The following is a 19,812-nucleotide window of genomic DNA, read 5'->3' as shown; positions in this document are numbered from 1 at the left end:
CCTCACGATCAAAAGTGGTCAGTTCCCGCAAGGGAAGAACTGCCTTCCTGCTCGCCCCCTCTTCCTTCGACTTCGATGTGCTCGACCTGACGAAACTGATCCCCGAAGAAGTGCTGGCCCCCGTCACGGTAGGACGCCCGCGTCGCACAACCCTCTCCCTTCTGGCTCACCCTTCGTCTATCCTCCAGGTACCATGTACTTCTCGCTGGGTCATACCGATTGGGCTGCAACGACTGTCGGCGGCGACGACTATGCCACCGACTGGCATGTCCATGACTGCGCCATGCTTCTCATGCCGCGTGCCGGCTCGCTGCGCTTCGCGCTCGACAGCCGAGGCCGGTCGGAACACGTGCTGCGTCCCGGCGAGGCGCTTGTCGTCACGGCAGGCGTGGGGCATCGGACGCGCGCTGGGGCGGCAGGCCATCAGCACCTGGTGCTCTACGCGGCCGACGGCAAACTGGCGGGCTGGCTGCCGCGCAGTGCCGGCTGGCGTGCCGGGCCATTGCCGCCGGCGCTGCTGCCGTTGCTCGGCTATCGGGACAGCCTGCGCCGCAGCGACGAGCGCGCACGCCTGGTCGACCAGCTCATCCTGGCCGAGGTCGCGGATCAGGGATTGCCGGCCCTGGCGCGCGACCATGGCGCTGCCCTGGTCCGGGCGGTCGCTGCCCATCTCGCGGCGGAGCCCGCAGGGCGACATGACCTTGGCGCTCTCGCAGCGCGGTTCGGTGTGTCACGCCGGCACCTAACGCGGCTGTTCCGCAACCATTTCAATGAGGGGATCGGCGCCCATCTCGCGCGCATCCGCGTCGATGCCGCCGCGCGGCGCCTTGCCGCGGGCGCCGACGTCACCGAAGCCGCAGGCGCGGTTGGCGTCAACTCACCCTCCCATCTTGCACGACTGTTCCGGCGCCATGCCGGACACTCTCCGAAGATGGCCCGATCGGGACGTTCCTAAGGCCCGATCGGGCGCGCGAATGTTTGGCCCAACTGGTATCAGCAGGGCATGTCATCGGCCCCGCGAGTTCCCGGAACCATTCTCGTCTCTGTCTTTCCGGCCGCGCCGGGCGGCGGCAACCCGGCACCGATCGTACCCGATGCGCGCGGTCTGACGGGCGAGGCGATGCGCCTGATCGCCGCCCATCATGGCCATGAGAGCGCCTTCGTCCTGCCGCCCGTGGATTCCGCGTCAGCGGATCGCCGTTTTCGCTTCTTCGTTCCTGCGCATGAAATGGAGATGTGCGGCCACGCCTCGCTGGGTGCCGCCTGGCTGCTGCGGCGCCGCGGCGAGGCACCCGGCGCCACATTGCACATCGAAACGCTGTCCGGGCCGGTACGTGCGATCTTCATGGACGATACCGTCGAACTGACCCAGCCCGCCGGCCGCGCCGCGGCGGTGGCTGACCTTGCCCCAATCCTCACCGCCCTTGGCATCACCGCTGCGGATCTTGCCGATGCGCCGGTCCTAAATGCAACGACGAGCCGCATCAAGACGCTCATTCCCCTGCGCGATGTCGCGCGGCTGCATGCGCTCGCGCCCGACCCGGGCGCGGTACGCGCGGCGTGCGAGGCGATCGGTTCCACGGGCCTTTACCCTTACGTTCTGGCCAATTCCGCCTCAGCGCATGCGCGGCAATTCCCACAGAACTCCGGCTATCCGGAAGATGCCGCGACCGGCATCGCCGCAACCGCGCTCTATGCGGGTCTCTGCACTCTCGGCGCCGCGCCGCTCGTGCTGACCGTAAGGCAGGGAGAAGCGATGGGCAGGCCTTCCGAGATCTTCGTCCGCCGAGGTCCCGATGGCACGGGATTGCGGCTGTCCGGCCGTGTGGAGCTCCTGGACGAGGTTACCCATCCATGATCATGACCCGTCGTTGCAGTGCTCTACTGGAAGTGGGCACGATCAGCTGGATTTAGGCTGCTCCCGGATGGATACTACGAATGATTGACAATATTCGATATATTCATTCGTCTTATTTGCATCATTCCACCCCGACCATAATATCAAAATGCCCACCTAACCCATCGAACGACAGTATATGTACGATCGTCATCGCCACTAATAATTATATTAAATTATAAAGTACCCAGAACTTCTTCTATAAGACCTGTTTTATTTTGACTCCAATACGCATGAAAAGCCCACCGAGCTACTCCCGCGCTGAATATCAAGCGGGTCCTCATCGCCGCCTACCCGGCGATGCGCTGAGGTCCAATCCTCGTTCGCATTCTTGCGCCGCTCGACCATGCCGGTGTCGCACATTCGATCTTCTCGGAGATCGAGCCCGACCCAAGCGACGCCACGGTCAACAACGCTTTCGACAATGCAAGGCGCATCAGGCGACAGCGATCCTGGCTCTGGGCGGTGGCCGCACGATTGATGTCGGGAAGGCTGTCGGGATTCTCATGACGAATGCTTGTCGCGTCATCCCGATGACTGTCGATCGCGCGAGCGTAATCGTCGGCTCAAACGGCGGTGGAACCCGAGCGGGAGCCCCTCCTCATCCACGACGAAGCCCCCACCAATCGAATAGTAGGTGCGCGTGAAGGGCCCTTCGCGGGCCATGGCGGAGAACAGAACGCCGTTGGTGTGCCGCGGCAGCGATTCCCGAGGATGGAAGACGATGTCGGAGGCGGGCACGAACGGCACCTCCCCGCCGGCGGGCAATCGTAGGCGTCGTCGCGCCCGCACCTCGGACGCGATCGCTGCGGCATCGTCCGGGTCGAGCTCGTCGGGCCGGGCGCCGGTAAGGCCGAGCAGCACGGCGGTGTCGGTCGCATGCCCCCGTCCCGTCAGGGCAAGGGATCCATACAGATGCACCGAGATGCGCTCGACACCTGTCGGCAGGAGCGCCGCGAAATGCGCCGCGGCGACCATTGGGCCAACCGTATGCGAACTCGATGGACCCAGGCCAATCCGGAATAGATCAAGAGGTCCGATCCAGGCATCATCCAGGGCGTCGTGGCGCATCATCGTTCCCTCGCTGCCTTCCGCCGCACACTCGAGCGTGGATCAGGCGCCCACGGCGCCGGGGCCCGCACCATCACCCAGGCGTGGCATTCAGAACGCGGGCGGTGACGTCGACGGCCCTTACCACGGCGTCGTCATCGATTCTGGCATGCACAACAAACCGGAGCGTCGCGCGATCGAGTGGCAGGACCAGTAAACCCGCTTCCTGCAGCGCCGCTGCGGCATGGGTGGCGGCCATTCCCGGCGGGGTCGTGACGAGTACGATATTCGTGTCGGGCGGTTCGCCCGCGAGAGGCCCGAGGGCGCGCGACAGCCCGACATGCAGCAGGCGAGCGCGCCGGTGGTCGTCCTGCAGACGGTCGGCCCTTCCATTCACCGCCGCCAAGGCGCCGGCCGCGAGGAAGCCGACCGGGCGCCAATTCGCGCCAAGCGTCGCCCGCACGGCAAGCGCCTCGCGGATGAAGGCGCGGCCGCCGAGGAGAAGCGACCCCGCCGGCGCGCCAAGCGCCTTGTTGAGGCTGAGGGAGAGACTGTCCGCGTCCGTGGCAAGGGCCGCGAGGGAAAGTCCCGTAGCTGCCTCAGCATTCCATAAGCGCGAGCCGTCGAGGTGCAGGCGTACCCCCGCTTCCCGGCAGGCACTGGCGATCGCCCTGCCCCAGCCCTCAGGCGCCACGCTGCCGCCCGCGCGCATGTGGGTGTTCTCCAGCCAGACAAGGGTGGTGGGTTGCTCCTCGGCGCGCCGTGGCGCGGCAAGGGCAGCCTGCACCGCCTCGGGCGCGAGATGCCCTCGCCTCCCCGCCAGGCGCCGCACCGTCACGCCAGCGAGGCCTGCCGTGCTCGACGCCTCCTGCCCGGCAACATGACTGTCCGCGGCCGCGACCATGGCATCGCCCGGCCGGCACCAGAGGCGGAGCGCGATCTGGTTGGCAAGCGTGCAGGTCGGCACGAACAGGGCGTCCTCGAAGCCGGCGAGATCCGCCACGACGCGTTCCAGCCGCGACTGGTGGGGATCGTCGCGAGAGCCCATCTCCGGATCCTGCGCTGCCGCCCGTAGCATGGCCTCGCGCGCGGCAGGCGGAATGCCGGCCATGAGGTCCGAGCGAAAATCCGCTACCGCTCCGCGCTTGGCCTCGTCCGGATGGCGCGGGTGACCGCGCGCGGTCACGTCATGCTCGTTGCGTCCGGCATCGCGAACTAGCATGTGGTCGCCAATGTGTTTCTGATGGGAGCGATCATGGCGCGAGAAAATATCATATACGATTTAGTGTCAATATATATGATTCTTCCCCCGCGCGCGTCCCCCTTGCGGCCTGAACCGTCGGATCGGACATGAGTGCCCCCGTGACCTCAACTCGCTCCTCCAAAGCGCCCCGGCCGCCTTCGGACGGCAAGGCCCGCGCGCCTTCCGATACCAGCCGAGCCGATCCTCTCGGCGCGCTCGCCCAACGCATCGGGCGCGGCGACCAGCCCGCCCCGGCCTTCGCCGCCGCCGTCCTTCGCGAAGCGATCGTCATCGGACTGCTGCCCGGTGGGGAGGCAATTCGCATCGATCCCGTCGCCCGCTCCCTCGATATCAGCCCGATTCCCGTCCGCGAGGCGCTGAGGGAACTGGAGGCATCCCGCCTGGTCGGCTTCGAGCGCAACCGGGGCTTCGTCGTCGCGCCCGAGAGCAGTCTCGAACTTCAGGACGCCTATGAGACGCGCCTGGTGCTCGAGCCGCTCGCTCTCCGCCTGGCGATGCCGGACCTCACGAGCCGCGATACCCGACGCGCCAGGGCGCTGCTCGAGGAGGCGGAACAAGGCGTCCCGCTCGAACTTCTCTTCTCATGGAATCTCCGCTTCCACATGGCGCTCTACGCGCCCTGTGGGCGGCGGCACCTCCTCGCCTTCATCGAGCAGGCGCACGCCATCTCACACCGATACGGCTATGCCACGCTCATGGCACGCGGCATCGGCGTTCCGGATTACATCCTCGCGGAGCACCTGGCGATGCTCGAGGCTTGCGAACGTCGCGACACGGCGACCGCAGTGGCCATCCTGGAAGCACACATCAACGTCGCGCTTGAACGGGTCCTGGCCAACTATCAGACGCTGATCGAGGGGCGGAAGAACAAAGGCTGAGCCGCCCGGCGCAAGCGCGCTGATCGGCGCCGGTCTCGACCAGAGGCAGCGCGCCAACAATGTCGGCCGCCATCGGCGCCTCACGCCAGTGCCACATAGCCTTCGCGGCGCGGGTCCGCGCCACCGATCATGACGCCGGAGGCCGGATCACGCGCGATCCCCTGCATGCCGCCGACGAGGATGCTCCAGGGCGGCGTCTCCTGCACCAGATGGCCGCGCTGCGCCAATGCAGCTAGCGTCGCGGGCGGCAGACGGCTTTCGGGATGAACGACCCGCCCGTCGAAAAGCCGTGCGCGCGGTTCCTCGATGGCCTCTTGCAGGTCGCGCCTGAAATCCACGTACTGGACCAGCGCCTGCGGCTGTGTCTGCAGAATGCCGTAGCTGCCCGGCGTGCCGAGCGCGAGGACCGGCTCGCCATCGACGGTGCTGATCATCGGTGCGGTCGGGAAGGCCAGCCTGCTGCCGCCCACAAGCGCATTGCGGCCGCGCAGGTCCGTCTCGGCCCAATACAGGAAGTCGTTCATGCAGACGCCGGTCTGGCCGATCACGACCGCGGAGCCGAAGAGGTCGCCCAGGCTCTGCGTGAGGCACACCACATTCCCGGCTGCGTCCATGATTGAGAAGGAGGTCGTGTTCTCCTTGTTCATGTCCGGCGCGCGCGGCAGCCATTGCTCGGTCAGGCCGTCGATGACGCCGGGTGCCATGACCTGCGCCCGAAGGCGATCGATATTGACGCTGGCGAGCAGCCGGTCGAGCGTCTCGTTATCCGGCTTGTTGTGCTCAATGCGTTCGCCGGCGGCGACGCGGATGGTCCGCCAGAGCATGTCGAGGTATTCGACGCCATGCGGTTCCAGCCGGCCAATGTCGAAGCTCTCCAACACGGCCAACGTCAGGTGAAGCTGGAACGCCTCGCTCGGTGGCGGCAGCGTGTGGACGGTGAGATGGCGATAGCGCAGGGAGAGCGGATCGCTCCACGCAGGCTGCACCGCGTCGAGATCAGCCATGGTGAGGCAGCCGCCGTGAGAGGCGAGGTATTGGACCATCTGTTCCCCGAGCGGGCCGCGATACAGATGATCCGGCCCCTTCGCGACGATCGCCTCGAATGTCCTCGCCAGATTCGGCTGTCGCAGAATCTGATGCAGGGCGACACGCCCTGTGCCGGCCGTATAGGTCGCATTCCAGTCGTCGAAGAATGGGAAGGCGCGAAATGCGGCGGCGGCACGGTTGATGTGGTCGGTGTTCATCTCGGTGAGAGGGAAGCCCTCCTCCGCAAGCCGGATCGCCGGCGCGAACACCTCCGCCAAAGAGAGGCTGCCATGCGCCCTGAGAAGCTCGCACCATCCCGCGAGGTTGCCGGGCACGCCTGGCGTGTGCGCTCCCTTGCGCATCTCCTCGCGGTCGTGGAAGCGGCCGGCCGGAAATTGGTGCGGCACATGCGTCACGAAGTTGAGCGTGCGAACGCGCCGTTCAGCCGCCACATAGCAGCTGGCCACACCCTGTCCGGCCAGGCCCGACATCCCAGGCTCGACGACGTTCAACGCGGCCGCCGTCGCCACGGCGGCATCGAAGGCGTTGCCGCCGCGCGACAGTACGCCGGCGCCAGCCTGTGCAGCGAGTGGATGCGCCGCGGCCACCATCCCGGTGAGCGACGCGACAGTGGGGCGTTTTCCGTCCATCGTGCTTCCTCTGCTCGTTCTGGAGCATGCTGCCTTCACGGCGCGTTCCCGCCGTCTGCTCCAGGCTCTCTTCAATGGGCATCGTCGAGCGCTGGCTATTTCCGGCCGAACCCGACCTGTCCTAGGCGCGGCGAATGTTCCACGGCAGCGGACTGCTGGTGGTGATCCGGCCGGTCAGGTCGCCGCGATAAGCGGTGGTCGGGAAGTACTGGCCGAGCATGATGGTTGGCGGGGCCGCCCACGCTTCGGCCTGGACGGCGTCGTAGATGGCTTGCTGTTGTTGGTCGGTGGAGGCCGTGAGCCAATCACCGATCAACGCCTCGATTCTGGCATTCTCGTACCAGCCGAAATAGCCACCTGCGCCAAGCCCACGCACATAGTCGTTGAAGGCGGGCGTCATCATGCTGGTCGCGGGTGCCCAGCTATGGAAGATGTTCCATACGCCTGCCTCCACTGGCGCGCGCGACGCGCGGCGCTGCACAAGCGTGCCCCAATCCATGGTCTGCAGATCGATGTTCATGCCGGCTTTTGCGAGGGCATCCGCCGTAATGTCGCCCAGCGGGGCGATGGACGCGAAATCGCTGGGGCTCATGATGACCACGCGCTCCCCGGCGTAGCCTGCCGCGGCAATGGCGTCGCGCGCCTTGGCCAGGTCGGGTGGCGATCGCAGGAACGGCGCACCGACCTCGTTGGAAAATGGCACGCCGCAGGGAAACATCGAAGCGCAGCGCTGCCAGCGGATGTTTCCGCCGGTGACAGCCTGCATGTAGGCGTCTTGGTCGATGGCCCCGAGCACCGCGCGGCGCAACGCGGGATTGTTGAAGGGCGGCGTCAGCGAGTTGAAGCGAAGGAAGGAGAGGGTGCCGTACTGATCCAGCGCCTCGACCCGGACATTGCTATTGCGCGTCATCATCGGGTTCAGGTCGGGCATGGTCTGCTCAAGCCAATCGACCTCACCGCGGAGCAGCGCTGCGGTTGCCGTCGAGGCATCGGGGACGATCCGCCACTCGATGCGATCGAAATGCGCATGCTTGCCTCCAGCCAGCAGGCTCGCCGGCTCGTCGCGCGGCACATAGGCCTCGTGCCGCGCATAAACGACGCGATTGCCGGACGACCATTCATCCCTGACGAAGCGGTAGGGGCCGGAGCCGATCATTTCCGTGATCTGTCGGGTAGGCTCGGTCTGCGCCAGCCGCTCGGGCATGATGAAGGGCGTGAAGATGGAACGCTTGCCAAGCGCCTCAAGCAGTCGCGGGAAAGGGCTCTTGAGCCTAATGCGGATCGTGAGGTCGTCCGGCGCTTCCCAGCCGTCGACAACCCTGGCCAGCATCTGCCCGAAGCCGTCACGCTTGCTCCATCGCAGCAGACTGGCGACGCAATCGCGCCCGCGCACGGGTTCGCCGTCATGGAATATCAGCCCTGACCTCAGCTTGATGGTCCAGGTGACCCCATCATCCGAGACCTGGTGCCCGTCGGCCATCTGGGGCCGGACCTGCAACCGTTCGTCCAGCGCATACAGCGTGTCGAAGACCGTGTAGCCATGGTTGTTGGTGACCGCGGCGGGCGTCCAGATCGGATCCAGATTGGCAAGATCCGCCTGGGGTACCAGGCGCAGTGTGCGCGCGGATGAAGATTGCGCCCGACTGGGCCGTGCAAGGGCCGCACTGGCGGTTGCGGCCAGAATAGAACGGCGCTTCGTGGGCATCATCGCATTCCCCTTTCTGCGGCGGGACGGACAGCTTGGTCCCAGCATGTCGGTTGTTCGGATGGTCTCAAGCGAAAGCACGCATGCCGCGCTTGGCCATGTCTTCCTGCGGGACGGCAGCGCCGGAGGCGCATTGCCGCGGTCGAGCGGGCCGGGCATCGCGGCTCGCGGCTCCAACATGCTCGGCCGGCCATCAGAAGTGCTGTCGCAATGCTCTTCAGCGGAATGGCGGCGGGTAGAGTAGACCCCCATCGCGCCACAGGCGATTTGCCCCTCTCTCCAGCCCAAGCGGAGCAAGGTTGCGGTCGTAGCTTTCGGCGTAGTTGCCCACCTGTCGAACGATGTCGTACGCCCAGTTCGGCCGCAGCCCGAGCATCGGACCGAAGTCGCCGGTCACTCCGAGTAGACGTTGGACGGTGGGGTTGCTCGATGACCGCATCGCCTCCGCATTCGCTGACGTTACGCCATATTCCTCTGCTTCCTGCATCGCCCAGACGGTCCAACGAACGATGTCGGCCCAGCGGTCGTCGCCGTGCCGCACGACGGGGGAATAGGGCTCCTTGGAGATGACGTCAGGTAGGATGACGTGTTCGGAGGGATTCGGGATGGAGGAGTGCAGCCGCGCGCCGAGAAGGCCGCGATCACTGGTGAGGGCGTCACAGCGACCGCTGAGGTAGGCTCGTACAAGGTCAGCGCCAGTCTCGATGATGACGGGCGCGAACTGCATGCCGTGCTGGCGGAAATAGTCGGCCAAGTTCAGCTCAGTCGCACTCCCCGGATTCACGCAGATGGTGGCGCCATCGAGGTCGCGCGCCGATCGCGCACCGGATGAACGGCGCACGAGGAAGCCTTGGCCGTCATAGTAGTTGATGGCGGTATAGTTGACGTTCAGGCCCGCATCGCGCCCGAAGGTCCAGGTGACCTCCATGGTGAGGACGTCAATCTCGCCGCTCTGAAGTGCGGGAAAACGGGTCAGCCCGGTCACGGCGCGGTAGCTCACCTTGTCGGCGTCGCCGAAGATCGCAGCGGCGAGCGCACGGCAGATATCAACGTCCAGGCCGCGATAGACGCCGGCGCTGTCGGGCACAGCAAAGCCGGGAACGCCCGCGTTAACGCCACAGTTCAGCACGCCCCGCGCCTGCACGACGGCGAGAGTGTTGGCAGAAGGAGGCGCAGTTGTGGGGGTCGTCTGGGCGCTGGCGGGCACCGGGTCGGCCGCGGCGAGCATCAAGGCGAAGCCGGATAGGATTAGCGGACGGCGAGCGATCATGGGGAAGGTCCTCCTTCGCAGATCAGAAATCATATATGATTCGACGTCAACCTATAGGATGCAAGGATCTGTGACGGATCTCTGATGCAGAGGAGCCCGCTTCGGGACGGCCCCCGCCTTCTTTAATGCGGAAAAATTTCCGCGAAGGATCCAAAGCAGCGCATCAGGCTCCGCATTCCGCCTAAGTTTGGGACCGGTCCCAACTCGGCTCGCTCCATCCTCCGCCTAGGACTGACATCCGGTCCGCCAAAACCTCTCAGTGATGGGCGGCGAAATGGCGATGTACGATTTTTGCGCGACCTTCGCCCAGTACAGGCATCGCGCACGCCGATTCGCAGGCGGATTTGTTCTTGAAAATGATTTGGTTCGTTAATTTCACTCTTCGAATCAATAGAGTGTAGAGGTCTAAGAGGCCTTTAAGAGGCTTCTAAGAGGTCATTAAGAGCATGTATAGATCGTGTATCAAATAGTTTGAATTCATGAATATCGCCCCGTATCGCGGTTCCGTCGCCATCGTCACCGCATCGGGAACCCATCATGCGAGATCTCCCCACGCGCGCCATCGACTACCGGCCCGTCAGCAGCCTCACGCCGGCCAGGCGAAACGCGCGCACCCATAGCCGCAAGCAGATCCGCCAGATCGCCACCTCGATCGAGCGCTTCGGCTTCACCAACCCCGTCCTCGTCGATGATGAGGGTGCCATCATCGCCGGCCATGGCCGGGTTGCCGCTGCGAAACTGCTCGGCATCGACCAGATCCCCGTGGTGCCGCTGGGGGACCTGACATCCAAGGAGCGCCAAGCCTATGCGCTGGCCGACAATAAGCTGGCGCTGAATGCCGGGTGAGACCAGGACCTCCTCGCCCTGGAATTCCAGGAACTGATCGACGCCGGCTTCGAGGTGGAGCTCACGGGCTTCAGCTTGACGGAGGTCGATTTCACCCTCGACCTGGCACGACAGCAGCAGCCGGGGCCGGACGACAGCGCTGCCGATCGCATCCCCGACATGCCAGAGCACGCTGTATCGCGCCCTGGCGATCTCTGGTGCCTCGGCAACCACCTCCTGCTCTGCGGCGATGCGCGCGACCCGGCCCATTATGATCGGCTGCTGCAGGGTGGGCAGGTCGGGCTGGTCTTCACCGACCCACCCTACAACGTGCCCATCGACGGGCATGTCTGTGGCCTCGGGCGGGTCCGCCATCGGGAGTTCGCCATGGGGGTGGGCGAGATGGCGGCGGCGGAGTTTAGCACCTTCCTGACGGTAGCCCTGACCAACATGGCCGCCCGCTGCCAGGATGGCGCCATCCTCTATGTCTGCATGGATTGGCGGCACCTGGAGGAGCTCTCCGCCGCTGGTCGCCTGGCCGAGCTCGAACTGAAGAACCTCTGTGTGTGGAACAAGACCAATGGTGGCATGGGGAGCTTCTATCGCTCCAAGCATGAGCTGATCTTCGTGTTCAAGCATGGTGCCGCGCCGCATGTGAACAACTTCGGCCTGGGCGATATCGGGCGCTACCGCACCAATGTGTGGGACTACCCCGGGATCAGTAGCATCCGGGGCAAGCGCGCCGAGGAGCTGGCCATGCACCCCACGGTCAAGCCGGTGGCATTGGTCGCGGATGCGATCCGCGATTGCTCGCGGCGGGGAGACCTGGTGTTGGATCCCTTCGCCGGGTCGGGAACGACGCTGATGGCAGCCCAAATGACAGGGCGAGCTGCACGCCTGATCGAATATGATCCTCACTACTGCGACACCATTATCCGGCGATTTCAGACCTTCACCGGGAAGGAGGCCGTCCTGGCAGATAGCCGCAAGGCGTTCGAGGACGTCGCTGCGGCGCGTGGCCTCGTCCCGCAGGGAGGTCAGGCGGCATGACCGAGGATCGTGACGATGATGCCGAGCAGGATAGGGTGGGGTATCAGCGCCCGCCCAAATCTGGCCAGTTCCGCAAGGGCCAGTCCGGCAATCCGCGCGGGAGGCCGCGCAAGCGCGAGGTGAAGCCGAACTGGATTGAGGCGCGGTATCCGACAGCCGAGGCGTTGCGCGCTGAGGCGGCGCGCATGCTCACCATCAACGATGCCTCAGGCAGCCAGCAGGTCACCACCCGGGAGGCTGCGGCGCGCTCCCTGGCCCTTGCGGCCATGCGCGGTGGGGTTCTGGCACAGCGGACCTTCTTTGATCTACTGAAGGCTGAGGATGAACGCTTCCATCAGGCGCAAAAGGCTCGCCTCGAGTTCTGGGAGGGTTATCAGGAGACGGCGCGAAACGATATTGCGGCCGCGATCAAGCAGGGTCTGCCGGAACCGGAGTGGGTGCCGCATCCGGAGGACATCGAGCTGAACTACCGCCGGCTGGAGGTTACTTTTCTTGGCGCCATCGATGCTGAAGGGCTGAAGGCAGAGAAGCAGGCACTAGCATTCAACGGCTTGGCTTTGAAATGGCGGTGTATCTCGACGAGGACAATTGCCTGCCCTCGGCGACGGATCCAGTGGGGCGCATCGGCATTTACATGGCAACGCATTTGCTTGGGCGCCATCGCCTGCCGCCGAGGCTCCGGCTGACAGGCGAGGCGCTGGAGGCCGAGATCCTGCCCATCAGTGGGCGTGGTATGCTGGCCTGGGGCGACGACCTCGAGCGACGCTGCGCGGAGGGCAACGTTCCTTTTCTCCGTGCGCATCGCAATCTGCGATTGCCGACACGGCCGATGTCCCGGCTTGGCGTTCGTTGGGTGCCGGATGCAGCCTCCGTCCTACAGGCGATGCGATCGCGACAGCGACGCTGATATCCGAGCACGAGCGCAAGCCGCCGCCCACTTATGAGCGGCAGCTCGTCTCCGCATCCACGGGTGCAGATGCCATCTCGCGCTCGACCCAATGTGCGAGCGCGCGGACACGCACAGCGATGTGCGGTCCCTTCAGGACGAAGTGGTCATAGTCATAGTCGGCCATCGCATAGGCGATGACCCGCCACAGGTTGAGGGGGGTGAACGCGTCGGCTTCCTCCGCTAGTAGAACAGTGCGGAGGAACAGCAGGCGTCGATCCGATGTGATTGCTCCGTGGCAATGGATGTGACGCCTTCGCCGGCGTGGCATCTCCTGCGCAAGGATATCATTGGCCAGCGTGCGTCGGCGCTCATCGCACTCGGGCGATTCACCCGCGACGGCATCGCGCGCGCGGTCCAGCAAATCGAGCACACGCGGAGGGCAGGTCGGTGACGCGATCGCTTCGCGCTGAACGTCGGAAACAAGGAAGTGCAGAAGGCGACGCCTGGCCTCTTCATCAAGACGCGCCGCGTGGAACGCGAGCGGGATGAAGCGCTGCGGCGTCTCGCGCAGTCCTGCCTCCAGTCGTATTGCCATCATTCGCAGCCGCTGTGGAAGCGCCATGCCATGGCCGCGGCGCTTTGGCGCCAGGACGTCTTTCGGAACGTCCAGGGGCTCCTGAGATCTTCGATCGTGCATTCTCGCCTCAGACTTGCATCGTCGACGACTTCCTGGTCGCCGACGTCTTCAACGCGAGCAATGCTTCAGCGTTCTCAACAGTCGAGCAAACAGGCCATTCGGCGAGCTCTTCGAGGAACTTCCTGCGTGGACGCGTGGTGCTCATATGCCGAGAAGAGGATCGGCTCGTCGCAGCGACATCGGCATGACTATTCAATTGCAAGGAAACTCATATCGGAACGTCCTTGGTCTAATCGGCACATCTGTCGTGATGCACAACATCAGCAGAACTTTCTCGGCCGTGTACACGCGGCGCGGGACAGCATCGCTCGGGGGTATGTGTTCGGAGATGGCGGGTAGTCGGCGAAGATCGCGTGGATCTGGTGCGAGACGGCTCCGTACACCTCGAAGCGCGGCGGGACGAAGATCAGTTCCGCGCACTGCCGCAGGGCCGTGACCGACGGCATGGCCGAGCGGATGCCGAAGACGCGCGCCTCGTAGCTCGCAGCGGCCACCACGCCCCGCGCCGCACCGTGCCCAACCGCCACCGGACGGCCGCGGTGCGACGGATCGTCACGCTGTTCCACCGACGCGTAGAAGGCGTCCATGTCGATGTGGATGATCTTGCGGCCCGGGAGCGTCATCCGCGACATATTAGCGCCTAGAACGTACAGGGAACAGCTCGATGGCGACGTCGGCCGCCCCACTTCCTTTCGGCAGCCGTTGCAGCCTAACCTCTTCTGACGGAGGAACGTTCCCATGTGCATTCGATCTGCCACGCTGGCCGTGGTTGGCCTCTGCATGCTTGCGGTGGCGCCGCGTGCCGAAGTGATACGGTTCGAACAGGTCGGCGCCCCTGAGATCGTCTTCGAGGGCCGCTCCTTCGGCGAAGCCGGCCGCTATGCGCGCATCGCCGCTCGCGCCACCATAGCGCTCGACCCTGCCGATCCGCGCAATGCGTTGATCGCTGACATCGCGCTCGCACCGCGCAACGCGCAGGGCCGTGTCGAGGCGGTTACCGAGGTGGTACTGCTGCGTCCCGTCCAGCCCTTCCGCGGCAATGGCACGCTGATCGTCGAGGCGCCGAACCGTGGCCGCGAACTCGTAGGTCAGCTTTACAATGATGGTGCGGCGAATGGCCTGATGAACGGACGGAACCCGGGAAACGGCTTCCTGCTACGCCAGGGCCTGACCCTGGCCTGGGTCGGCTGGCAGGCCGACATTCCACCAGGCGAGGGCCGCGGTGCGGGGCTGCGGCTGGAAGCACCGGTGGTGCCGAACGTCACCGGTGTGTCGCGCGAGGAGTTCCTGTTCGACTCCACCACCAGCCCGGTCACCGTGCCGCTTACCTATCCGGCGGCGAGCCAGCAGGGCGCGACGCTGACCGTGCGCGGCCGCTTCGAGGATGAGCGCCAGACCCCACCGGACATGAGCTTCCGCTTCGTCGATCCGTCGCGCATCGAGATCACCCGCCCCGCCGGCTTCGACGCGGGCGCGCTGTATGAATTCATCTACACGGCGCGCGACCCAATGGTGCAGGGTATCGCCTTCGCCGCGATGCGCGACGTCGGCGCCTTCCTGATGCGTGAACGCGGCGCCGCCAATCCGCTGGCGGTCGAGGGCCGTGTCTCGGTGGACCGCGCCATGCTGCATGGCGTTTCGCAATCTGGGCGTTTCGTGCGCGACTTCCTCTATCTCGGCTTCAACGAGGATGAGCGGGGCCGGCGTGTTTACGACGCCATGCTGCCGCACATCCCCGGCACGCGCCGCACCTTCACCAATGCACGCTTTGCGCAGCCCGGGCGCAACCCGACACCGCACGGCGACAGGCTGTACCCCGCGGACCAGTTTCCCTTCACCTACGCTGTCACCGAGGACCACCTGACAGGGCGGCGCGACGGGCTGCTGCTGCGCTGCCGCCTGTCCAGCACCTGCCCACTGGTGATGCAGACCGACAGCGAATACGAATTCTGGGGTGCACGAGCCTCCCTGCTGGTGACCGATACGCGCGGCAACCACATCGACCTGCCGCCAGAAGTGCGCGCCTATGCCATGGCCGGGCATCCGCATTTCGCATTGGCGAGTGCGGTGGCTGCGCCGTTGGATCGCTGTGCCCTGCCGGTGAATCCGCTGCATGCCGGAGCGCCTATGCGCGCGCTGCTGGTCGCGATGGAGGCCTGGATGCGTGAGGGCGTGGAACCGCCCGCCACGCGCTTTCCGATGCGTAGCCAGGGCACGCTGGTGCCGGCGGCCGGACTGTATGCGGGGATCGCCGCGCTGGGGTATCGCGGGGCCTATGGTCCGGCGCAGCTCGTGGACAATGGCGTCGTGCCGCCGGTGGTGCGCGGCGAATACGCGGTGCTGGTGCCGCGGGTGGATGCCGACGGCAACGCCATAGCCGGCGTGCGGAGCGTAGCGCTCGAAGTGCCGCGCGCAACCTATACCGGCTGGAACCCGCGCGCGGAGGGCTTCGCACCGGGTGCGCTATGCTACAATACCGGCGCCGTGTTGCCGTTTGCCGTCACCCGCGTGGAACGTGAGTCAGCCCGCGACCCAAGGTTGTCGATCGAGGAGCGTTATGCGGCACAAGACGACTACGTTGCCGCCGTACGCACCGCCGCGGGGCGGCTGGTTGCTGAGAGACTGATGCTGGCCGAAGATGTCGATGCGATTGTCGCGTCCGCCAGAGCCGATACTCTTGCGAGGTTGCGGAGGTAGCGTCGCGCGACGGCGTCGACCGAGCAATCGGCGTCGCCGCTTCACTGTCGAGGCGGCACGGCGCGTCCGGCATCGGCTGCTGTGATGTGGTCAAGCTCCTTGACTGCTTTGCGCCCATATCGGTAGTTCGATGGGCGGAACTCTGATCCCGAAAGCGGCCATTCGTTCAGCCTTTCCTCGAACGACCGATATCGAGTTGAAAGCGGTCTAGCCATATCGAATGGCGATCGCGTGCTTCTCGCCGAAAAAAACGGTCCGGGCGCAAGATTCCAAGTGAGTACGCATCAGGTGCCCCAAGCCTCCATGACTTCGCCGAGCGGGAAGGCCGACGCTTCCTTGTGCCACTCATGATACGGTGCGGCAGTCTGGCTGTATGGTCCAGGATCGGGCCGATCAAATTGCACACGCGTCGGCAGGTGAAAGGCGCTACCGAACACAATCGCCTCACCTGAGGCGAGGATCGTCACTTGGTCAAGCAGCCGCCGCGCCTGCATCGGGATGATGCGGCGGAAATGGTCAATGTCGTCGGGGTTCTGCAGCCGATGGCTGATGAAGTTGGCGCATTGGCTGATGATGGTTTGACTGATCTCGCTCGGCCGCTGGCTGGCGATGATCAAAGACAGCCCGAACTTGCGGCCTTCTTTGGCGACCCGCTCATAGGTGAGCCGCGCCAGACGATGACCGCGATCCTCGTCCGACCGCGCCGGCCGGGAATAATTGTGCGCCTCTTCGAGAACCACCACCCACGGATGCTTGTAGCGCGAGGTCGCAGGCAATCGCTCACGCGTCTCAAGCAGAACTCGGCCAATGACTGCACAGGCATAGGGCAATACCTCATTGCTCAGCATCGACAGGTCGAGCACCGAGACCTTCGGGCCGGTGTCGGTGCCAAGGCCAAAGCAGGAAAACCAGGACGACAGCGTGTCGATTTGAGTGGCGGCTTCCTCATAATTGAGGAAGGCGCGCCAACGCTTATCGTCGAGCCGCGTCCTCAGGCGCAGCTTCAAAGTCGTCAGATGCGCATCGACCCGGAATGTATCCTCTTTGGAGACCGCGCGGTTGATAAGCGATGGATCGGTCAGCGTCGCCCGCGCGATCGGCAACGGGGAATCGGCGGTACGCGCACCAGCCTCGGCCGCGCCACTGCCGCCAACAATCTTCGCACGGATCGCGTCCTTGAGCGTCTCGGATTCCGCTGCGATCGCTGCCTGATTGTTCATCACCTCGGTGTTGTAGTCATTGACCGAGCGATGCGCGGCGAACAAGGCGGTGAAGGCCGTGGTGTCAATCCCGGTCCCGGCGAGATGGCCGGTGACCGCGTCACAGTAGGAGCCGGCGGCCTTCTTCTTGATCCTGGTGAGTTCGGTTAGCAGTTGGTCGAGCGCGCTCATGGCATTCTGGAACGCGCCCATGCTCGCGGCCGCGGTCGCATTGCCGCCCTTTGCGATCGCCCACCAATCCTTAAGCACAGGCTCCTGGGTCTGTTCTGACGCGCTGAGCCAGGCGCAGATCTCCTCGGCGTTGAGAAACCATAGCGGCAGCGCAAATTCCTTGCCGTTGAGGTAAATGCGATCGGGCAGCCGCTGTTCGGGTTCGGCGGCCGGGAAGGCCTTGGCATATTCGCCATTGATATCGAGGATGAAAACGTGCGGCTCCTCGCGCGCCCCGTCGAGCGCCTTCATCGCCTTCTGAATCAGGCTGGAGACCGAGAAGGATTTGCCCGAACCGGTGTTGCCGACGATAGCGAGCGGCCGCGAGAAGAGATCGTTATAGGAGGCGCGCACGACATTGCACGCCTGCCCAGTCGGGAAACCGATCTTGAGATCGCAGTCGAAGTCATTCTCGTCATAGCCCTCGGGCTTGTTGCGTCGCGGTGGAATCTCGAAGACAGCGCGCAGGATATCAGGCGAGCCGATCTCCGCCGGCGTGTCGAGCGTCGGCAAAACCGAGATGCCCGGACTGAAGGAGGGCTCGTCGTCATTATGCTCGATCGTGCCGAGCAGCTGGACGCTAGCAACTCGGCGTGGCTTCATCAGTTCGAGACTCAGATCGTCGCTGCTGCCCGGATCGAAAGTCTCGCGCGCTTCAAGATCCGTGATGATGCCGATCACCGTTTCGCCGGCGCCCAGCGCAAAGGTCAAATAGGCATTGATCGCGATTGCGGCCTGAACGCCGTCGAGCGTCGCGCGCATCGCCGAACGGGTTTCCGGCAGCAACTCGACCTTTACCCGAAAGCCCTGGACCGAGACAATGTGACCGATGAGGCGCGGATTATCCACCCGCGTCATCCGAGGTGGCGGGCGTAGCGGACGAGGCGATCTGCTTTTCGAAGCGGCGAAGTCGCAGGAAGTCGTCGAGCCACTGAACGTCCGGCATCACCGTGCGGGCGAAATCGTCGAATGTCGCATGCGCAAAGGGCTCTAGGGCGAAGCCGGCTTCGGTCGGGCACAGCACGAAGGCGCGCTTGCCGAGATCCTTGTAGCGTCGGATGCGCGCAATCACTGGGCTGTTGGGATTGGGTTCGACCACCAGCATGACAAGCGATGGGTTCATCAGAGCATTTTCGATGATCCGCGACACATGATCGTCGCCGAACCCGTAGCCGAGGACAAGCAGGAAGGTTTGGGGGATGCCGAGGCGCACCTGGAACGAGCGGAAGAGGTGCGCATAGGGCATGGCCAGGGTCTGCGCGAACTTGTTGGCAGTGGGCAGGATCCCGACCGATCGCGCGTTCTGGGCCAGCGGGACAAGTGCTGCGGCCTTCTCGGACGTGGTCATGCTGGCATAGGCGCGATACGGCGCAAGATCGGGATGGCGGGCACGCATCTCCAGGCCCTGCTCGAACCAGTGGATCGAGCCGTGCAACTTGTAGAAGTGGAGGAACTTGTCGAAGCGGCGCACGCGTCCTTCGGCGACTTCGCCGGGATAATAGATGTCGAGGCCATAGACCGATGGGTCGAAACGCGCAGCGGCGCGGCCAGTAAAGCCGTCGAAATACTGCACGCCGAGAAGTTCGAGCGCCTGTTCGAACAGTGTGTCGTAGTTGAGCGTGAAGAGGTGCGTGCGCCCGAGATTGCTGTCACGCGCGACCAGCTTGGAGAGGAAGGCCAGCTGCGGTGCGATCTTGTCCGCGGTGGTCGCCTGCGCGCTATCGGGCAGCGACAGCGCGCATTCGGCGAAGATCGCGATTCGCAGGCGGTCGACGAACCACTTGAGTTCATCCTTGGTTGGGCCGGGCGTATTCGGCCAGGCGACGGCTCCGAACGGACCGCCGGCATTCTCCGCGACGACCAGGGCATTTGCCACGAAGGACAGCCAGGTCTCAAACCCGATCGGCTCGCTAAGGAGATTGGCATGCTGGACATTGCGCCGGCGAGCTTCGAGGATCGGCGCTATGGAGGCAGGCAGATCGGCCATCGCCTGGATGGTGTCGAAAATTGCCGTCTCGAGATTGGCCATGGTCTTGCCGCCCGCGGAGACCGATGTGCCTGAGCCGGTCAGGACAACCAGATTCTCCATGCGCAGCCATTCAGAAATCAGCGCCTGCAGGCGAATCCGTCCCTGCTTCTGACCGAGGCCGGCGAGCAGGTCCCCGACCCCGCCATCTTCGGCCAAGCCGATAAGCTGATAGTCGATCGGATCCGGCGGCGTTGCCGTCATAGCGTCCCCTGTCGTTCCGGCATGCCTCAGGACGGTCAAGCGATCCAGCACCGCCTGTTGTCATTACATCAATTGCGGTCTCTGATTACGCTATCAGTTTACTTAATGCACCTTTCTCCTTAAGCTTCGGACGTCACTTCTGCGGTGCAAGGTTCGTCCAGTCTGCGCCTCAGAGCCCATCCGGGAAGTTCCGATTCATGCTGAGGGCATTGCTGCCAGTCGGCGGAGCATGATGCGGATCATGGCCATGCGGA

15 protein-coding genes and 2 pseudogenes are annotated in these 19,812 nt (G+C 64.7%); 8 read left to right on the top strand and 9 right to left on the bottom strand.

The features are described from left to right. Positions 1-193: 193 nt before the first annotated feature. The 3 genes and pseudogenes from IEY36_RS12660 to IEY36_RS31335 all read left to right on the top strand — a co-directional run. Positions 194-955, top strand: coding sequence for an AraC family transcriptional regulator (locus IEY36_RS12660; protein ID WP_188967445.1), 762 nt, complete (start codon positions 194-196; stop codon positions 953-955). Between the two features lie 48 nt (positions 956-1,003). Continuing rightward, a complete protein-coding gene (locus IEY36_RS12655) occupies positions 1,004-1,858 on the top strand; it encodes a PhzF family phenazine biosynthesis protein (RefSeq protein ID WP_188967444.1) in 855 nt (284 codons plus the stop codon). A gap of 272 nt (positions 1,859-2,130) precedes the next feature. After that, positions 2,131-2,400: pseudogene (locus tag IEY36_RS31335) on the top strand (hypothetical protein); the annotation flags it as partial. A gap of 22 nt (positions 2,401-2,422) precedes the next feature. On the opposite strand, the gene IEY36_RS12650 reads toward IEY36_RS31335, so the two are convergent. Both IEY36_RS12650 and IEY36_RS12645 read right to left on the bottom strand, forming a co-directional pair. Beyond that, positions 2,423-2,971, bottom strand: coding sequence for a serine dehydratase beta chain (locus IEY36_RS12650; protein WP_229681286.1), 549 nt, complete (start codon positions 2,969-2,971; stop codon positions 2,423-2,425). A 70-nt stretch (positions 2,972-3,041) separates the two neighbouring features. After that, positions 3,042-4,169 (bottom strand): threonine aldolase family protein, encoded by a 1,128-nt coding sequence (locus tag IEY36_RS12645; RefSeq protein WP_188967443.1) that lies wholly within the window; start codon positions 4,167-4,169, stop codon positions 3,042-3,044. A 128-nt stretch (positions 4,170-4,297) separates the two neighbouring features. On the opposite strand from IEY36_RS12645, the gene IEY36_RS12640 reads away from it, so the two are divergent. After that, positions 4,298-5,089: a GntR family transcriptional regulator gene (locus tag IEY36_RS12640; protein WP_188967442.1), complete on the top strand. Its 792-nt coding sequence runs from the start codon at positions 4,298-4,300 to the stop codon at positions 5,087-5,089. An 80-nt stretch (positions 5,090-5,169) separates the two neighbouring features. On the opposite strand, the gene IEY36_RS12635 is transcribed toward IEY36_RS12640, so the two are convergent. The 3 genes from IEY36_RS12635 to IEY36_RS12625 form a co-directional block, all read right to left on the bottom strand. Next, on the bottom strand, positions 5,170-6,765 hold the full coding sequence (locus tag IEY36_RS12635; protein WP_188967441.1) for a gamma-glutamyltransferase family protein: 1,596 nt from the start codon (positions 6,763-6,765) through the stop codon (positions 5,170-5,172). 121 nt (positions 6,766-6,886) lie between these two features. Continuing rightward, positions 6,887-8,473: an ABC transporter substrate-binding protein gene (locus IEY36_RS12630; RefSeq protein WP_229681285.1), complete on the bottom strand. Its 1,587-nt coding sequence runs from the start codon at positions 8,471-8,473 to the stop codon at positions 6,887-6,889. A 214-nt stretch (positions 8,474-8,687) separates the two neighbouring features. After that, complete coding sequence (locus IEY36_RS12625; RefSeq protein WP_188967440.1) at positions 8,688-9,740, bottom strand: amino acid ABC transporter substrate-binding protein; 1,053 nt, start codon at positions 9,738-9,740, stop codon at positions 8,688-8,690. 537 nt (positions 9,741-10,277) lie between these two features. Here IEY36_RS12625 and IEY36_RS30615 point away from each other — a divergent pair. The 3 genes from IEY36_RS30615 to IEY36_RS12615 all read left to right on the top strand — a co-directional run bounded on the left by IEY36_RS30615 (position 10,278) and on the right by IEY36_RS12615 (position 12,301). Beyond that, entirely contained in the window at positions 10,278-10,586 is a 309-nt protein-coding gene (locus IEY36_RS30615) for a ParB/Srx family N-terminal domain-containing protein (protein WP_229681284.1), read from the top strand. Between the two features lie 75 nt (positions 10,587-10,661). Continuing rightward, positions 10,662-11,615, top strand: coding sequence for a DNA-methyltransferase (locus IEY36_RS12620; protein WP_229681283.1), 954 nt, complete (start codon positions 10,662-10,664; stop codon positions 11,613-11,615). Then, complete coding sequence (locus IEY36_RS12615; RefSeq protein ID WP_188967439.1) at positions 11,612-12,301, top strand: DUF5681 domain-containing protein; 690 nt, start codon at positions 11,612-11,614, stop codon at positions 12,299-12,301. The genes IEY36_RS12620 and IEY36_RS12615 overlap by 4 nt, the downstream gene beginning before the upstream one ends. 252 nt (positions 12,302-12,553) lie before the next feature. Here IEY36_RS12615 and IEY36_RS12610 read toward each other — a convergent pair whose 3' ends face one another. Beyond that, positions 12,554-13,201, bottom strand: coding sequence for a hypothetical protein (locus IEY36_RS12610; protein ID WP_188967438.1), 648 nt, complete (start codon positions 13,199-13,201; stop codon positions 12,554-12,556). Positions 13,202-13,530: 329 nt separating this feature from the next. Next, a pseudogene (locus IEY36_RS12605) lies at positions 13,531-13,824 on the bottom strand (Y-family DNA polymerase); the annotation flags it as partial. Between the two features lie 115 nt (positions 13,825-13,939). On the opposite strand from IEY36_RS12605, the gene IEY36_RS12600 reads away from it, so the two are divergent. Then, on the top strand, positions 13,940-15,898 hold the full coding sequence (locus IEY36_RS12600) for an alpha/beta hydrolase domain-containing protein (RefSeq protein WP_229681282.1): 1,959 nt from the start codon (positions 13,940-13,942) through the stop codon (positions 15,896-15,898). A 284-nt stretch (positions 15,899-16,182) separates the two neighbouring features. Here the strand turns inward: IEY36_RS12600 and IEY36_RS12595 are convergent, their stop codons facing one another. Both IEY36_RS12595 and IEY36_RS12590 read right to left on the bottom strand, forming a co-directional pair. Further along, a complete protein-coding gene (locus IEY36_RS12595) occupies positions 16,183-18,177 on the bottom strand; it encodes an ATP-binding protein (RefSeq protein ID WP_188967437.1) in 1,995 nt (664 codons plus the stop codon). Then, on the bottom strand, positions 18,170-19,558 hold the full coding sequence (locus IEY36_RS12590) for an SIR2 family protein (RefSeq protein WP_188967436.1): 1,389 nt from the start codon (positions 19,556-19,558) through the stop codon (positions 18,170-18,172). Before IEY36_RS12590 ends, IEY36_RS12595 begins: the two co-directional genes overlap by 8 nt. Positions 19,559-19,812 lie beyond the last annotated feature (254 nt).

The organism is Neoroseomonas lacus, assembly GCF_014644535.1.
GTDB lineage: Bacteria > Pseudomonadota > Alphaproteobacteria > Acetobacterales > Acetobacteraceae > Neoroseomonas > Neoroseomonas lacus.
This window is presented reverse-complemented; position numbering and strand designations above follow the sequence as displayed.

Excerpts from the sequence above, each read along its gene's own strand:
- IEY36_RS12660 (WP_188967445.1), top strand. The coding sequence starts at position 194 with ATGTACTTCTCGCTGGGTCATACCGATTGGGCTGCAACGACTGTCGGC.
- IEY36_RS12650 (WP_229681286.1), bottom strand. The coding sequence starts at position 2,971 with ATGATGCGCCACGACGCCCTGGATGATGCCTGGATCGGACCTCTTGAT.
- IEY36_RS12615 (WP_188967439.1), top strand. The coding sequence starts at position 11,612 with ATGACCGAGGATCGTGACGATGATGCCGAGCAGGATAGGGTGGGGTAT.
- IEY36_RS12600 (WP_229681282.1), top strand. The coding sequence starts at position 13,940 with ATGTGCATTCGATCTGCCACGCTGGCCGTGGTTGGCCTCTGCATGCTT.
- IEY36_RS12630 (WP_229681285.1), bottom strand. The coding sequence starts at position 8,473 with ATGATGCCCACGAAGCGCCGTTCTATTCTGGCCGCAACCGCCAGTGCG.
- IEY36_RS12635 (WP_188967441.1), bottom strand. The coding sequence starts at position 6,765 with ATGGACGGAAAACGCCCCACTGTCGCGTCGCTCACCGGGATGGTGGCC.
- IEY36_RS12590 (WP_188967436.1), bottom strand. The coding sequence starts at position 19,558 with ATGACGGCAACGCCGCCGGATCCGATCGACTATCAGCTTATCGGCTTG.
- IEY36_RS12625 (WP_188967440.1), bottom strand. The coding sequence starts at position 9,740 with ATGATCGCTCGCCGTCCGCTAATCCTATCCGGCTTCGCCTTGATGCTC.
- IEY36_RS30615 (WP_229681284.1), top strand. The coding sequence starts at position 10,278 with ATGCGAGATCTCCCCACGCGCGCCATCGACTACCGGCCCGTCAGCAGC.
- IEY36_RS12655 (WP_188967444.1), top strand. The coding sequence starts at position 1,004 with ATGTCATCGGCCCCGCGAGTTCCCGGAACCATTCTCGTCTCTGTCTTT.
- IEY36_RS12640 (WP_188967442.1), top strand. The coding sequence starts at position 4,298 with ATGAGTGCCCCCGTGACCTCAACTCGCTCCTCCAAAGCGCCCCGGCCG.
- IEY36_RS12645 (WP_188967443.1), bottom strand. The coding sequence starts at position 4,169 with ATGCTAGTTCGCGATGCCGGACGCAACGAGCATGACGTGACCGCGCGC.
- IEY36_RS12610 (WP_188967438.1), bottom strand. The coding sequence starts at position 13,201 with ATGCACGATCGAAGATCTCAGGAGCCCCTGGACGTTCCGAAAGACGTC.